Origin of the sequence: Halorussus lipolyticus (assembly GCF_029338375.1) — an archaeon.
GTDB classification, from domain to species: domain Archaea; phylum Halobacteriota; class Halobacteria; order Halobacteriales; family Haladaptataceae; genus Halorussus; species Halorussus lipolyticus.
Genome location: NZ_CP119804.1, coordinates 2,756,815 through 2,769,577, shown reverse-complemented (window position 1 = coordinate 2,769,577; position 12,763 = coordinate 2,756,815). Strand labels below are relative to the sequence as shown.

General features: G+C 63.8%; 12 protein-coding genes. 4 read left to right on the top strand and 8 right to left on the bottom strand.

Annotated features, from left to right (window positions below):
- Nucleotides 1-161: 161 nt before the first annotated feature.
- The gene (locus P2T57_RS13935; protein WP_276299823.1) at nucleotides 162-1,682 is read right to left on the bottom strand and encodes an Hvo_1808 family surface protein; all 1,521 of its coding nucleotides are present in this window, start codon (nucleotides 1,680-1,682) and stop codon (nucleotides 162-164) included.
- A gap of 160 nt (nucleotides 1,683-1,842) precedes the next feature.
- Between P2T57_RS13935 and P2T57_RS13930 the strand changes: the two genes are divergently transcribed.
- Both P2T57_RS13930 and P2T57_RS13925 read left to right on the top strand, forming a co-directional pair.
- The gene (locus P2T57_RS13930) at nucleotides 1,843-2,415 is read left to right on the top strand and encodes a cysteine hydrolase family protein (RefSeq protein ID WP_276299822.1); all 573 of its coding nucleotides are present in this window, start codon (nucleotides 1,843-1,845) and stop codon (nucleotides 2,413-2,415) included.
- 21 nt (nucleotides 2,416-2,436) lie between these two features.
- Nucleotides 2,437-2,955 carry a DUF4385 domain-containing protein gene (locus P2T57_RS13925; protein ID WP_276299821.1) on the top strand — a complete coding sequence of 173 codons (519 nt, stop codon included), beginning with the start codon at nucleotides 2,437-2,439 and terminating at the stop codon, nucleotides 2,953-2,955.
- Between the two features lie 9 nt (nucleotides 2,956-2,964).
- Here P2T57_RS13925 and P2T57_RS13920 read toward each other — a convergent pair whose 3' ends face one another.
- A complete protein-coding gene (locus P2T57_RS13920) occupies nucleotides 2,965-3,843 on the bottom strand; it encodes a DUF8155 domain-containing protein (protein WP_276299820.1) in 879 nt (292 codons plus the stop codon).
- Nucleotides 3,844-3,898: 55 nt separating this feature from the next.
- On the opposite strand from P2T57_RS13920, the gene P2T57_RS13915 reads away from it, so the two are divergent.
- Together P2T57_RS13915 and P2T57_RS13910 are read left to right on the top strand one after the other, a co-directional pair.
- Nucleotides 3,899-4,606, top strand: a complete 708-nt coding sequence (locus tag P2T57_RS13915) for a lipoate--protein ligase family protein (protein WP_276299818.1) — start codon at nucleotides 3,899-3,901, stop codon at nucleotides 4,604-4,606.
- Nucleotides 4,607-4,774: 168 nt separating this feature from the next.
- The gene (locus tag P2T57_RS13910; RefSeq protein ID WP_276299817.1) at nucleotides 4,775-6,076 is read left to right on the top strand and encodes a dihydroorotase; all 1,302 of its coding nucleotides are present in this window, start codon (nucleotides 4,775-4,777) and stop codon (nucleotides 6,074-6,076) included.
- Nucleotides 6,077-6,513: 437 nt separating this feature from the next.
- Here P2T57_RS13910 and P2T57_RS13905 read toward each other — a convergent pair whose 3' ends face one another.
- From P2T57_RS13905 to P2T57_RS13880, 6 genes are all read right to left on the bottom strand, one after another.
- The gene (locus P2T57_RS13905) at nucleotides 6,514-6,672 is read right to left on the bottom strand and encodes a hypothetical protein (RefSeq protein ID WP_276299816.1); all 159 of its coding nucleotides are present in this window, start codon (nucleotides 6,670-6,672) and stop codon (nucleotides 6,514-6,516) included.
- Nucleotides 6,673-6,709: 37 nt separating this feature from the next.
- The gene (locus P2T57_RS13900) at nucleotides 6,710-7,135 is read right to left on the bottom strand and encodes a DUF7268 family protein (RefSeq protein ID WP_276299815.1); all 426 of its coding nucleotides are present in this window, start codon (nucleotides 7,133-7,135) and stop codon (nucleotides 6,710-6,712) included.
- A gap of 3 nt (nucleotides 7,136-7,138) precedes the next feature.
- Entirely contained in the window at nucleotides 7,139-8,095 is a 957-nt protein-coding gene (locus tag P2T57_RS13895; protein WP_276299814.1) for an ABC transporter permease, read from the bottom strand.
- Nucleotides 8,092-9,105 carry an ABC transporter permease gene (locus P2T57_RS13890; RefSeq protein ID WP_276299813.1) on the bottom strand — a complete coding sequence of 338 codons (1,014 nt, stop codon included), beginning with the start codon at nucleotides 9,103-9,105 and terminating at the stop codon, nucleotides 8,092-8,094. The genes P2T57_RS13895 and P2T57_RS13890 overlap by 4 nt, the downstream gene beginning before the upstream one ends.
- Before the next feature lie 109 nt (nucleotides 9,106-9,214).
- Nucleotides 9,215-10,951: an ABC transporter substrate-binding protein gene (locus P2T57_RS13885; RefSeq protein WP_276299812.1), complete on the bottom strand. Its 1,737-nt coding sequence runs from the start codon at nucleotides 10,949-10,951 to the stop codon at nucleotides 9,215-9,217.
- 115 nt (nucleotides 10,952-11,066) lie between these two features.
- The gene (locus P2T57_RS13880) at nucleotides 11,067-12,737 is read right to left on the bottom strand and encodes an ABC transporter substrate-binding protein (protein WP_276299811.1); all 1,671 of its coding nucleotides are present in this window, start codon (nucleotides 12,735-12,737) and stop codon (nucleotides 11,067-11,069) included.
- Between the last annotated feature and the right edge of the window lie 26 nt (nucleotides 12,738-12,763).

The window sequence follows — 12,763 nt, the reverse complement described above, 5'->3', positions numbered from 1 at the left end:
AACGCTTCGAGCGGGCGGAGTTTCGAAAGCCGTCCGTCGAGTTACTAGACGGGAACAAAAATATTCGTCTCGGAATTGTATAGAAGTGTCTAAGAAACAGTTACGTTTCTCGTCGCGTCGAAGCGCACCAAAAAACGAGAACCGCGAAACGGGAACCGCGATTACTGCTCCGGTGCCGCGCCCTCGCGGACGTTCGAGAGTTCCGAGACGGACGGTGCGTTCACGATGACCACCGTGTCGCCCTTCTGCTCGACGTAGAAGGCGTCGTTGAACTCCTTGTCCGCCGGAATCTTCCACGTGTTCGTGCGACCGTCAACCTTCTTCGCACCGTTGTACTTCAGGACTTTGCGGTAGCCCTCCACGAACTCCTCGGCGTCCTGCTGGGAGTCCCAGACCGACTTCCAGACGTAGCCGGTCTCGTTAGTCGCGGCGTCGTCGTTGGTGTAGACCGCGAGTTTGTCGCCGTCCCAACCGGTCGAGTAACTGCTGTTGTAGTTCAGCGGGTCGAACTCCTGTAACTGGTTGGACCCCTGCTTCATGTTGAAGAAGTCCCGAGCGGGGATGATTTGCTCCTGACCCTGACTCGGGTAGTAGGGGTACATGAACATCGCAAGCATGCCGGCTTCGCCCACGCTCCCGTAGTTCGGCCGACCATCGAGTTTGAGGCGCTCCCAGCCGTTGGTGGCCTTGTTCTCGATGGAGAAGTTGGCGGGGGTGTCCTCGCCGTACTTGTCGGGGTGGATGACCTGCTCGGTGCTGGCCGGCGGGTTCTGGTAGACCTCGTTGACCGCTTCCCAGCCGCCCTGCTGGTGAATCTGCTTGACGAACGCCGGGCCGTCACTGTAGGGCTGGAACTTGATGAGGTACGGTCCGATGTTGGCGAGACCACTGCTCGAACCCGAACCGGAGTCGGGGGTCAGACAGTCGCCGTTCCACTCGTTGTTGCACTTCTGGGAGTAGAGATAATCGACGTAGTTACCGTCGCCCTCGATGATGCCGTCCTTGGCGTTGTGGAGTTCGCGCGTGGACTGGTCGTAGCTCGAGAGGTTGAACTGCTGGTCCTGAAGCGCGTGGAACAGCTCCTGAGAGAGCGTAATCTCGTCGAGTTTCGGCGTCGAAACGTTCTCGGAGACGACGACGATTTTCTGCTGAGACGGACTGTAGTAGCCGCCGACCGACGACCCGGAGTTCTGGCCCTGCACCGCGATGGAGTCGGTCGATTCGTTTATCATGAACAGCGATTCGTACTTCACGTTGTCGAACAGTTGCCTGTCCTCGGGCGTCGAGCGATTCGACCGACTCTCCCGGAACTCGTCGCGCGTCTGGATTTCGACCGGAACGCGCTCCTCGAATTCGAGTTGCCGGACCTGCTCGACGCGGGCCATCGAGCGAGCGACGACCTTATCGAGTTCCGAGTCGTTCAGCCCGTCGTTGGGGTTCACGGCGATGGTCTCGTTGTACCAGTAGCCCGCTTCCCAACCCAGAACGTCGGTCTTCGGGTCGTCGGGCTTGACGACTCGTTCCGACTGGGTGGTGTCCGACCCCGACTGGGTGGTCTCGGCCCCAGCGTCCGGAGTCGTCGTGTTAACGTCCGTATCGGTCGTCGTCCCCGCGCCGGGGGCCTGCGAACAGCCCGCGACGACGAGCATGAGAACGACCGCGATTGCGATTGTCGTGCGCATTTCCTGTGACCGTTACGTAGGCCTACACGCTCAAAAAGCTCTTGATGGACGGGTGAAATTAACCGGCTCTCGGCGTGATTCACGGCGAGAGGACCGCTCGGCCGGTTGTGCGCGACTGGCCTCGAAAAGCGTTTTTGGCCGTGCGTCGCTACGACAAGATATGAGCTTCGACCCAGCATCGACCGCAGTCGTCGTCGTGGACATGCAAAACGGCTTCTGCCACCCCGAAGGGAGCCTCTACGCACCTGCCAGCCAGCAAGTCCTCGCGGACGTGACCGAAGTCGTCTCGACGGCGCGCGAGGAGGGCGCGTCGGTCGTCTACACCCGAGACGTGCATCCCCCAGAGCAGTTCGAGGACGCCCACTACTACGACGAGTTCGACCGCTGGGGCGAACACGTCGTGGAGGGGTCGTGGGACGCGAAACTCCACGACGACTTGGACGTGCGCGACGAGGACCACGTGGTCGAAAAGCACACTTACGACGCTTTCTACCGGACGAACCTCGAAGGCTACCTCGACACGCACGGCATCGACGACCTGCTCCTCTGTGGGACGCTGGCGAACGTCTGTGTCCTCCACACCGCCGGGAGCGCCGGCCTCCGGGACTACCGGCCCGTCATCGTGGAGGACGCGCTGGGCTACATCGAGGAGGACCACAAGGAGTACGCGGTCGAACACTCGGACTTCCTGTTCGGCGAGGTGACGACGAAGGAGGCCATCGAATTCGAGTGAGTCGAGCACGTCGGTCTACCCGTGACCGACCCCGACGCCGGTTCCGGCGACACCGAGACTGACGACCCCGAGTACGACGTGAACTTTCGAGAGAATCCCGAGGAGTACGAGGTCGGCCGGGGCGAGCAGGGCGCGTTCAAGGTCCAACCTTACAAGAGCGAACTCCTGCCGAACTGGACCATCAAGACCCTCGACGCTGGCGAGGAGTCCGCCGAGACCATCTTCGAGCAGTTCCAGCAGTACAAACGGGACGGCGACTTCGTGGGGATGGACATGGCTCGGAAGTACCTCCAGATGGGGTACACGAGAGCGATGCGCTACGCCAAGTATCCCGGCGGACAAAAATACGAGGACAACGAGGCGCACCGCGCCTCGAACGGGAGCGGTGAAACCGCGAACCGCGAGGAGCGCGAACCCCAAGAGTGGTACGACGAGGAAAAACGCGAGATAGCCCTCCGATTCGAGACCAAGTGGGAGCAGGTCCGCGAGGACGACAAGTACCAGCGACTGAGGGACGAACACCGCGAGAAGCACGGATAGGCCGCCGACTTACTCGAACGAGATTTCGACCTCGACCGTCTCGCCGACCTCGAAATCTACCTCGGGACAGACCAATTTCGCGCCCAGCGCCTCGCGCGCGAAGAAGAACGAGAGGCCGGTAATCGGCGTTCCGTTCGCCAGCACCGTCAGGTCGTCCCACGAAATCGTCCGGTCGGCGGCGGCGGCAGTGGCGACCTGCTGGCCCGCGAGCGCGACTGACTCCGGAACGTCGTCCGAATCGGCACCGACGAGGCCCCCGCCGTCGTAGTGGGGAAGGCCGCCGTCGAGGACGCCATCGCCATCTGCTGAAATCCCCGCAAACTGCGTTCCGGGCGCGGGGTGGTCCGGCGCGTCGAGAATCGCGTAGGTCTCGCCCGCTGTGACCACTTCGCCCCGGCCGTCCCACGGGACGCCCGAAATTTCGAGGTCGTCCGCGAGTTCGAGTGGGAGCGACCCCGAGGCCCGGAAGGGGTTGGCGTCCGGGTCCCGGAATCCGAGGTGGATGTGGTTGTCCACCCACGGCGCGAAGAACCCCGAGCGCACCATCTCGCCCAGCGAGTCGCCGCGGGCGATTTCGTCGCCGGGTTCGACCGCCGGGTCCACGTGGAGGATTCGGGCGAGGAGGTCGCCGGTTTCGACCACGATGAGGTGGTCCTGTTCCACGGCGTAGGGTTTCGGCGGCGCGGAGACCGACCGCGTGGCGACGACCTCGCCCGAGACGGGACTCGGCGCGGCGGTTTCACGGGCGTCGTTGGACTGCGCTTTCCGCCAGTCGCCTTCGTGGGGATAGAGGTCGATAGCGCACCCCTCGTCGTGGGCGGCGTAGGGCGAGTTGTACAGCGAGAATCTGGGGAAGCGTTCGAGGAGTTCGGGGCCGACCCTGACCATCGTCGTCCTCTCGGAGACGCGAGGGTTTAGGTACTCCGAATGTGAAAGGTTCGGCATGCGCGTACTTCGCGGCCGGGCGGCGAGTCGGGACGCCGACCGGGAGGTCGTCGCCGGGATGCTCGAACGGGCCGCCGAGACCGGCGAGGGGTCGGTCCGGGTCTGGCGGCCCCACCGGCAACTCGCGTTCGGGCGGCGGGACGCTCGGGCCGACGATTACGAGGTAGCAACGAAGGTCGCCGACGCCTGCGGGTTCACGCCGGTCCAGCGGTCGGTCGGCGGTCGGGCGGTTGCCTACACCGGTAGCACCATCGCGTTCGCCAAGGTGGTCGCGCTGGACGACATGCGGGTCGGCATGGACGAACGCTACGAGGACACCACCCGAGCCATCCAGCGTGCGCTCTGGCGACTCGGTGTGCCCGTCGCCCGAGGAGAACCCGAGGCGAGTTTCTGTCCGGGCGACTACTCGCTCCAGCGCGACGGGAAAATCGTCGGCATCGCCCAGCGCGTCCGGAAGAACGCGGCGCTGGTCTCGGGCGTCGCGGTGGTCAGGGACCACGCCGAAATCGCCGACGTGCTGGAACCGGTCTACGCCGCGCTCGACGTGCCCTTCGAGGCGAAATCGGTCGGGAGCGTCGCCAAGGCCGGCGGGAGCGACGACCCCGAGGAGGTCGCCCGGACCATCGAGGAACTGCTGGTGGGCAACCAACCGGAAATCGTCTCGATTGCGGACATCGCCGACGTGGAACCCGACAGCGACTACTGACGCGGTTCTGGGAGGCGACTGCCGCCCGAACCGGGGGTTTCTAAAACACGTTTTCGGCAACTATCCGGCCTTCAGAACTACCAGAAGTAACGCCCGTAACCGCACAGTCCCATTTTCGGAGAAACCATATCGGGAGGCTTAGGACGCCCACCCTCCAACCGACGACCAATGCTCACCATCCGGAACGCGACGCTCGCCGACGGCCGAGAAGTGGACGTGCGAATCGACACGTCCGCGGGCAGAATCGCGGGCGTCGGTTCGACCCTGACCCACTCGGGCGAGTCCATCGACGCAACCGGGAAACTCCTCTTGCCGGGGATGATAGACACCCACGTTCACTTCCGACAGCCCGGTTTCCCCCACAAGGAGACGTGGGAAACGGGGAGCAAGTCGGCCGCCGCGGGCGGCGTGACGACCGTCGTGGACCAACCGAACACCGACCCGCCGACCGTGGACGGCGAGGCCTTCGACCGGAAGGCGGACCTCGCAGAAGCGTCCTACGTCGATTACGGCATCAACGGCGGCGTCACCGAGGACTGGAACCCGGACGAACTGTTCGACCGGCCGCTGTTGGCGCTCGGCGAGGTCTTCCTCGCGGACTCGACCGGCGACATGGGTATCGAGGAGGACCTCTTTCACGAAGCAGTCGAGCGCGCGACTGACGAGTACCGGGTCGTGACGGTCCACGCCGAGGACGCCGACCTGTTCGACGACGAGGCCAAAGCGCGCGCGGACGACGACTACGATGCGTGGAGCGCCTACCGGACCGCCGAGGCCGAGGCCGCGGCGGTCGAGCGCGCGGTCGAAATCGGCGACGAGGCCGACGCGAACGTCCACATCGCCCACACCAGCACGCCGGAGGGCGTAGACGCCGCGAAAGCGGGCGGTGCGACCTGCGAGGTTACGCCGCATCACCTGTTCCGCTCGCGCGACGACTACGACGAGTTGGGCACCTTCGGTCGGATGAACCCGCCGCTCCGGAGCGAACAGCGCCGGGAAGCCATGTTCGAGCGCCTCGCGGACGGCACCATCGACATGGTGGCGACCGACCACGCGCCCCACACCCGCGAGGAGAAGGACGCGGGCATCTGGGACGCCCCCAGTGGCGTCCCCGGCGTCGAAACCGCCCTGCCACTCCTGCTCGAACAGGCCCGCAAGGACAACCTGAGCTACGAGCGCGTTCGGGACCTGACCGCGGCCAACCCCGCCGACGTGTTCGGACTGACTCGCAAGGGGAAGGTCGAGCAGGGCCTGATGGCCGACCTCGTGCTGGTCAATCCCGACGCGACCCGCGAGATTCGGGGCGAAAATCTCCACTCGAAGTGCGGGTGGACGCCATTCGAGGGGATGCAGGGCGTGTTCCCCGAGCTGACGATGGTTCGCGGAAACGTGGTCTACGACGCGGGCGAATACGACGAAGTGGCCGACGGCGAGTTCGGCGACCCGGTCGGTGAGAACGTCCGCGGGTGAGGAACCCGACCGGCCACGACCGAGGGAAGTCAACGATTGCCAACCGAGCAGAGACTAGACGTGGAGAATTTAGCGAGTCTGGAAACGAATCCGTTTTCTTGCGGACAACCGACCAATTCGAACGCGCAGAGACGAAAGAGTTGCCCAAAAAGCCGCCATTATGTTCGTATCTGCCGTATCGAGTATCGTCGGCGCACTCCCGCCGACTGGCGCACCGCTACGAACGACCATCAACCACTTGGGTACTCGTCCGCCGACGGAATCCGGGAGGCCTTGGAACGGCCTCCTAAATCCGGGAGGCCTTGGAAAGGACTCCGCCGACGGGGCCTTGCTCGGACCCCGTCGTTGCTACGGAACTAAAGACAACTAGAGGCGCGGCTAGCAAATAATTATACGCCTCAAAGAAATAATTAGACACGTCTCCGTTCGTACTTCGATTACACTACCCCGTCGCGGACGATTGGCGCGACGGCGTAGGCGAGCGCGCTGACCGCCAGAACCGCGGCGAACGCGCGGCCGGGTTCCTGCGAGGCCTGCCAGAGGACGAACGCCAGTCCGAGGCCGACGGCGACGGCTTGGCGAGTGGTCTCGTTCATGTCGGGAAGTACGGTAGCCGTGACTTAAAACAGGGTTCTACACCACGCTTCCGACGACCCACGTCGCCAGACTCGCACCCATCATCCCGCCGACGCCGACGCTTCCCAGCACCGTCATCGCGCGCCGGGAGTCGGCCTCCGACCAGTCCGAGCGCCCGCCGATGTAACGCTGGAAATTCTCCATCCCTCTGCCCGCGAACACCGACCCCGACCAGCCTAACAGCGAGAAGCCGAAAACGAGCGCGCCGACTGCAAACACCTTCTCGCTGGCGAATCGGACCGTCTCGCCCGAGAGGACCACGACCGGCACGGCAATTCCGGCTAGCACCGCGCCGAGGAGAAGCGCGCGGCCGAGTTGCCGGACGCGCTCACGAGGAGTCGGCGAATCGTCGCGGGTTCCGTCCCCGCCGGTCGCCCGGTCGGAGTGCGGTCGGCCGGAGTCGGTCGATTCGCCCGAGTGCATCGGTCAGTCCACGGTTTCGCGCATCCGGGGGTCGAGCGCGTCGCGCATCCCGTCGCCCAGCAGGTTGAACCCGAGGACGGTGATGGCGAGGAACAGACCGGGGAAGAACGACCACCACCAGTCGCCGGTCAGCAGGCCGTTCTTCACGCCGTTCGACAGCATCAGCCCCCACGAGGGCGTCCCAGCCTCGGCACCGAACCCGAGGAACGAGAGCGCCGCGAGGTCGATGATGGCCAGACCGAAGTTGAGCGTGGACTGGACCGTGATGGGCGCGAGGCAGTTGGGCAGGATGTGGCGGACGATGACCCGCGGGTCCTTCGCGCCGAGGGCCTCGGTGGCCTCGATGTACTCGTCTTCCAGCACCTTCAGCGCCGCGCCGCGGACGACGCGGGCGAACCGCGGCGTGTACACCAGCGTCAGCGCGATGACGACCTTCCAGAGGCCGGTGCCGAAGATGGCGACCAGCGCCAGCGCCAGCAGGAGACTCGGGAAGGCCAACAGCACGTCCATCGTCCGCATGATGATGTTGTCGGTGATGTCACCGTAGTAGGCCGCCAGAATGCCGAGGCCGACCCCCAGCACCGTCGAAGCGCCGACCGTGATGGTGCCGTACTTCATCGCCAGCCACGTCCCGTAGAGGACCCGCGAGAAGATGTCCCGCGACTGGATGTCGGTCCCGAACAGGTAGGCGAACGTGCCGTACTCGCCGGTGATTGCGGTCTTCTTGCTCAGCCAACTCGGCGGCGCGAGGTTCGGGTTGGTCCCGATTTGGCTCTGTGTCACCGCCCCGAGGTCGATGAAGACTCGGGAGTAGACCGCGATGGCCACCATCGAGAAGATGATGGCGAGTCCGGCGACGGCGAGGCGATTCGACAGGAGTTCGGAGAGGAACGGGGAGGCGCGGAGTCGCTCGACGACGCCGCGCTGGCCCACGTCCTCGGTTTGGGTTTCGGTACTCATTGTTCAATCCGTGGGTCGAGATACGAGTAGGTCACGTCCACGAGCAGGTTCACCAGCGTGAACAGGCCCGCGAACATCAGGACGGTGCCCTGCACGACCGGGTAGTCGCCCACCTGAATCGCGTCCACCAGCAGGGTGCCGATGCCCGCAATCCCGAAGACTGTCTCGGTCAGGACCGCGCCACCCAGCAGGGTGCCGAACTGGATGCCGATGACGGTCACGACCGGGATGAGCGCGTTCCGGAAGCCGTGCTTGAGGATGGTAATCTTCGAGCCTTGGCCCTTGGCGCGGGCGGTCCGCATGTAGTCCTGCCGGATGACCTCCAGCATCGACGAGCGCATCATCCGGGAGATGAGCGCCATCGAGTAGATGCCGATGACTGCGGCGGGCAGGAACAGGTGCATCGCCGCAGACTGGAAGGCCGCGAAGTTACCCCTGACGAGCGTGTCGAACGTGATGACGCCCGTGATGGGGTTGATGTCGAACTGCGAGGCGATACGGCCACTCGCCGGGAACCAGTTCAGCACCTGCGCGAACAGCAGGATGAGGAGCGGACCGCTCCAGTAAATCGGGACGCTGATACCGGCCAGCGCGCCGATTCGGGTGGCGTGGTCGCTGAATGCGTCCTGTTTGATGGCTCCGAGCAGTCCCACCGGAATACCGAACAAGATGCCGAGGAACTGGCCGTAGAGGGCCATCTCCAGCGTGACCGGGAGCTTGAATCGCAGAATCTGCTTGACCGGCGTGCCCTTCTGAATCTGGTAGGAGTCGCCGAAGTCCAACTGGACTGCCTCCAACAGGAACCGGCCGTACTGTACCCAGATGGGGTCGTTCAGTCCGAGTTGTGTCCGGACCTGCCGGACGAATTCCTCGGACGCCCGCTGACCCGCGATGACCCGCGCAGGGTCGCCCGGCGCGAGGTGCAGGATGGCGAACACGAACGTCGCCACCCCGAACAGCACCGGGACGAGGAGCAGGAGTCGTTTGATAACGAACCGCTTGGAAATCATTCACTCGGTGAATTGACCGCAGGGGTCAAAAAAGGCTCGTTACTCCGGTACCGTCGTGGCGCGACTTCCCCGAAGGGAAGGGTGTTCGGAAGTCAGTCGGCGTGCGTTACTACTCGAGCGAGACGAGGTTGAGGAAGGGACCGCCGATGGGCGGAACCTTGTACCCGTTCACGCGGTTGGCGACGCCGCGGAGTTCCTTCGCGTGGTTGAGGGCCACCCACGGGCACTCCTCGTGGAAGATTTCGCCGGCCTTCTGGTACTTGGGCTTACGCTCGCCCGTCTTGTAGGTCGATTGGCCGTCCTCGGTGAGCTTCATGAACTCGGTGTTGGCCCACGCGGCGGCGTCGAGGGTGTTGACGCTATCGTGGTTGTCCGGGTTGATCCAGTCCTGCCCGTCCGGGACCTCGCTTCGGTCCACGCCGGGGTGGAGCAGAGCGTAGTAGAAGTTGTCCGGGTCGCCGTTGTCGGTGTTCCAGCCGAGGAAACAGGCGTCGTGCTTGTAGCTGTCGGTGTAGTCGAGGAAGGGGTTGAACGGCTGGGTCTTGATGTTGACCGTGATGCCGACCTTCCCGAGGTTCGACTTGACGACCTGTGCGGCCTGATTCGGCGAGGGGTTGTAGGGACGCGGGTTCTTGAACGTCGCTAGCTCGAATTCGAGACCGTCACCGTGTCCGGCCTCCTTCAGGAGCGATTCGGCCTTTTCGAGGTCCTGCGGATAGGGGTCGAGGTCCTTGTTGTACCCCATCACGCTGGACGGGATGGGCTGGCTGGCCTCCGAGGCGATACCCTTGAAGATGGTATCCACGATGGACTTCGTGTCGATGGCGTAGTTGATGGCCTGCCGGACCTTCTTCTTCCGGAAGGGCTTGAACTTCGACATGTTGAACGCCATGTAACCGACGTTGATGCCGGGTCGTTCGAGCAGTTCGGCCTTGTCAGAGCTATCGACGACCTGCGAGGCCTGTGCCCCGAGGCCGTCGATGATGTCGGCACCGCCCGAGACCAGCGTCTGGGCGCGGGAGGTGTTCTGGCCGACCGCGGTGAACACAACTTCGTCCACCTTGGCCTTCTCGTCGCCCCAGTAGTCCTCGTTTTTGGTCAGACGAATCCGGGCGTTGCCGGTGTCCCAACTGTCGAACTTGAAGGGGCCGGTCCCGACCGGGTTGTTCTTGAGTTCCGTGCCGTACTCCTCGATGGCCTTCAGCGAGTGGACCTTCGAGCAGAACATTGCGAAGTTCTTCAGGATGGGCGCGTAGGGCTTTTTGAGGGTAACGGTGACCTCGTAGTCGCCCGACTTCTCGACCGAATCAATCCAGTTGCCCAGCGCGTAGGGACCGTAGGACGAGGCGTACTCCTGACCGGGGTAGTGCTTGTAGTCCTTGTCCACGAAGCGTCGGTAGGTCGCCACGTAGTCGTCGGCGGTGAACTCCTCGCCGTTGTGGAACATGACGCCCTCGCGGAGGGTCATGCTGACCGTCTTGCCGTCCACACTCCAGTCGGTCGCCAGACCGGCCTTGAGCGAGGTCTTGCCCGGTTCGAACTCAATGAGACCGTCGTAAATCTGGTTCGTGACCTTGGCGTCCTCGCCGCTGGTCGTGTTCTGGAAGTCGAGGGTGCCCGAGTCGTTCCCGCGGGCGAAGGTGAGGGTGCCGCCCGAACTCTGGGACTCCTCGGTGGTCTCCTCGTCCTCCTCGGTCGTACCACCCATCGACTCGGTGGTCTCGTCGGTGGTCGTGCCGTCGCCTTCGTCGTCGCCGCCGGTACACCCGGCGAGCGTGGCGGCGGCCGTCGCACCGCCGGCCGCTTTCAGGAAACTGCGCCGCTTCAGACTGTCATCTGTCGCCATAGACCACCATGCACACACCTCCCACATAAGTATGCCGGACCTGAAGAAAGCAAAAATAAAAACCTAACTCGGCATTGAGTGTTGTTTCACCGTCTCTCGAAAAAGAAGCCGGCGATTAGTTAGAAAGACGGACCTGTTTGAGGAACGGCCCGCCGATGGGCGCGACCACGAAGTTCTCGACGTTGTTGCCGATGCCCCGCAGTTCCTTCGCGTGGTCGATGAACACCCACGGAGCCTCGTCGTGAGCGATTTGGGCCGCCTGCTTGTAGAGGTCGGCGCGCTCCTGCTGTTCGTAGGTCTGCTGGGCCTGCTCGGTGACCTCCATGAAGTCGGTGTTGGCCCACGCCGCCACGTCGAGGGTGTTGAAGCCCTCGGTGTCCCAGCTAACCCAGTCCTGTCCGTCAGGCACGTCGTCCTGCGAGACGCCGGGGTGAAGCAGGGCGTAGTAGAAGTTGTCGGGGTCGGCGTTGTCGGTCATCCACCCGAGGAAACAGGCGTCGTGCTTCCCGGTACTGGTGTAGTTCAGGAAGGGGTTGAACGGCTGTTGGTTGATGTTGACCGTGATGCCGACCTCGCTGAGGTTCGACTTGACCGTCTGGGCCGCCTGAACCGGCGAGGGGTTGTACGCCCGCGGGTTCTGGAACGTCGCCAACTCGAACGTGAAGCCGTCACCGTACCCCGCGTCGTTCAGGAGTTGCTGGGCCTGCTCGGGGTCGTGCGGGTAAGGGTCTAGCTCCTCGTTGTAGCCGAACAGGTTCGACGGAATCGGTTGACTCGCCTGCACCGCGATGCCCCGGAAGATGGTGTTGACGATGGCCTCGGTGTTGATAGCGTAGCTGATTGCCTGCCGGACCTGCTTATTCCGGAAGGCCTCGACGCGGGCCATGTTGAACGCCATGTAGCCGATGTTGATACCGCTCGTTTCCAGCAACTCCGCCTGCTCCGCCCCGTCGACGATTTGGGCCGCCTGTGCCCCGAGGCCGTCGATGATGTCCGCGCCGCCCGAGATGAGCGTCTGGGCGCGGGTGGTGTTCTGGCCGATCGCGGTGAACACGACTTCGTCCACGTTGGGTCCCTCGCCCCAGTAGTTCTCGTTGGCCGAGAGTCGGATGCGCTGGTTGCCTTGGTCCCAGTTCTCGAAGACGAACGGGCCGGTCCCCATCGGATTCTGGCTGAGGTCGGTCCCCCGCTCCTGAATCGCCTGCTCGGACAGGACGCTGGAGGCGAACATGGCGAGGTTCCGGAGGAAGGGCGCGTACCGCTGTTGCAACTGGATGGTCATCTCGTAGTCGCCGTTCTTCTCGATGCTCTCGACCCAGTTGCCCAGCGTGAACGGCCCGTACGACGAGACGTAATCGTCGCCGGGATAGTACTCGTAGTCCGAGTCGGTGAACCGGCGATACGTAGCGATGAAGTCGTCGGCGGTGAACTCGTTGCCGTTGTGGAAAGTCACGCCCTCACGGAGCGTCACCGTCGTCTGCTGACCTTCGAGTTCCCACTCGGTCGCCAGACCGGCGATAAGTTCGGACGTTCCCGGCTCGAACTCGATGAGTCGGTCGTATATCTGGTTCGTGACCTTCACGTCCTCGCCACTGGTGGTGTTCTGCGGGTCGAGCGTGCCCGAGTCGTTCCCCCGAGCGAAGGTGAGGGTTCCGCCGCCCCCTTCTTGTTGGACCTCCTCGGCTCCTCCGGTGTCTACGTACCCGGCGACCGAGGCGCTCGCCGCCGCTCCTCCTGCCGCTTTCAGTAGGCTCCGTCTTGAAACGGATGTGTCGTTTGAAGTCATCCAATCCTATCAATCAATCATTTTGG

What these genes read in the sequence shown, in the direction of transcription:
- P2T57_RS13920 (WP_276299820.1), bottom strand. Translation starts at nt 3,843, where the DNA reads ATGGTCAGGGTCGGCCCCGAACTCCTCGAACGCTTCCCCAGATTCTCG.
- P2T57_RS13895 (WP_276299814.1), bottom strand. Translation starts at nt 8,095, where the DNA reads ATGAGTACCGAAACCCAAACCGAGGACGTGGGCCAGCGCGGCGTCGTC.
- P2T57_RS13910 (WP_276299817.1), top strand. Translation starts at nt 4,775, where the DNA reads ATGCTCACCATCCGGAACGCGACGCTCGCCGACGGCCGAGAAGTGGAC.
- P2T57_RS13880 (WP_276299811.1), bottom strand. Translation starts at nt 12,737, where the DNA reads ATGACTTCAAACGACACATCCGTTTCAAGACGGAGCCTACTGAAAGCG.
- P2T57_RS13915 (WP_276299818.1), top strand. Translation starts at nt 3,899, where the DNA reads ATGCGCGTACTTCGCGGCCGGGCGGCGAGTCGGGACGCCGACCGGGAG.
- P2T57_RS13900 (WP_276299815.1), bottom strand. Translation starts at nt 7,135, where the DNA reads ATGCACTCGGGCGAATCGACCGACTCCGGCCGACCGCACTCCGACCGG.
- P2T57_RS13885 (WP_276299812.1), bottom strand. Translation starts at nt 10,951, where the DNA reads ATGGCGACAGATGACAGTCTGAAGCGGCGCAGTTTCCTGAAAGCGGCC.
- P2T57_RS13935 (WP_276299823.1), bottom strand. Translation starts at nt 1,682, where the DNA reads ATGCGCACGACAATCGCAATCGCGGTCGTTCTCATGCTCGTCGTCGCG.
- P2T57_RS13905 (WP_276299816.1), bottom strand. Translation starts at nt 6,672, where the DNA reads ATGAACGAGACCACTCGCCAAGCCGTCGCCGTCGGCCTCGGACTGGCG.
- P2T57_RS13890 (WP_276299813.1), bottom strand. Translation starts at nt 9,105, where the DNA reads ATGATTTCCAAGCGGTTCGTTATCAAACGACTCCTGCTCCTCGTCCCG.
- P2T57_RS13930 (WP_276299822.1), top strand. Translation starts at nt 1,843, where the DNA reads ATGAGCTTCGACCCAGCATCGACCGCAGTCGTCGTCGTGGACATGCAA.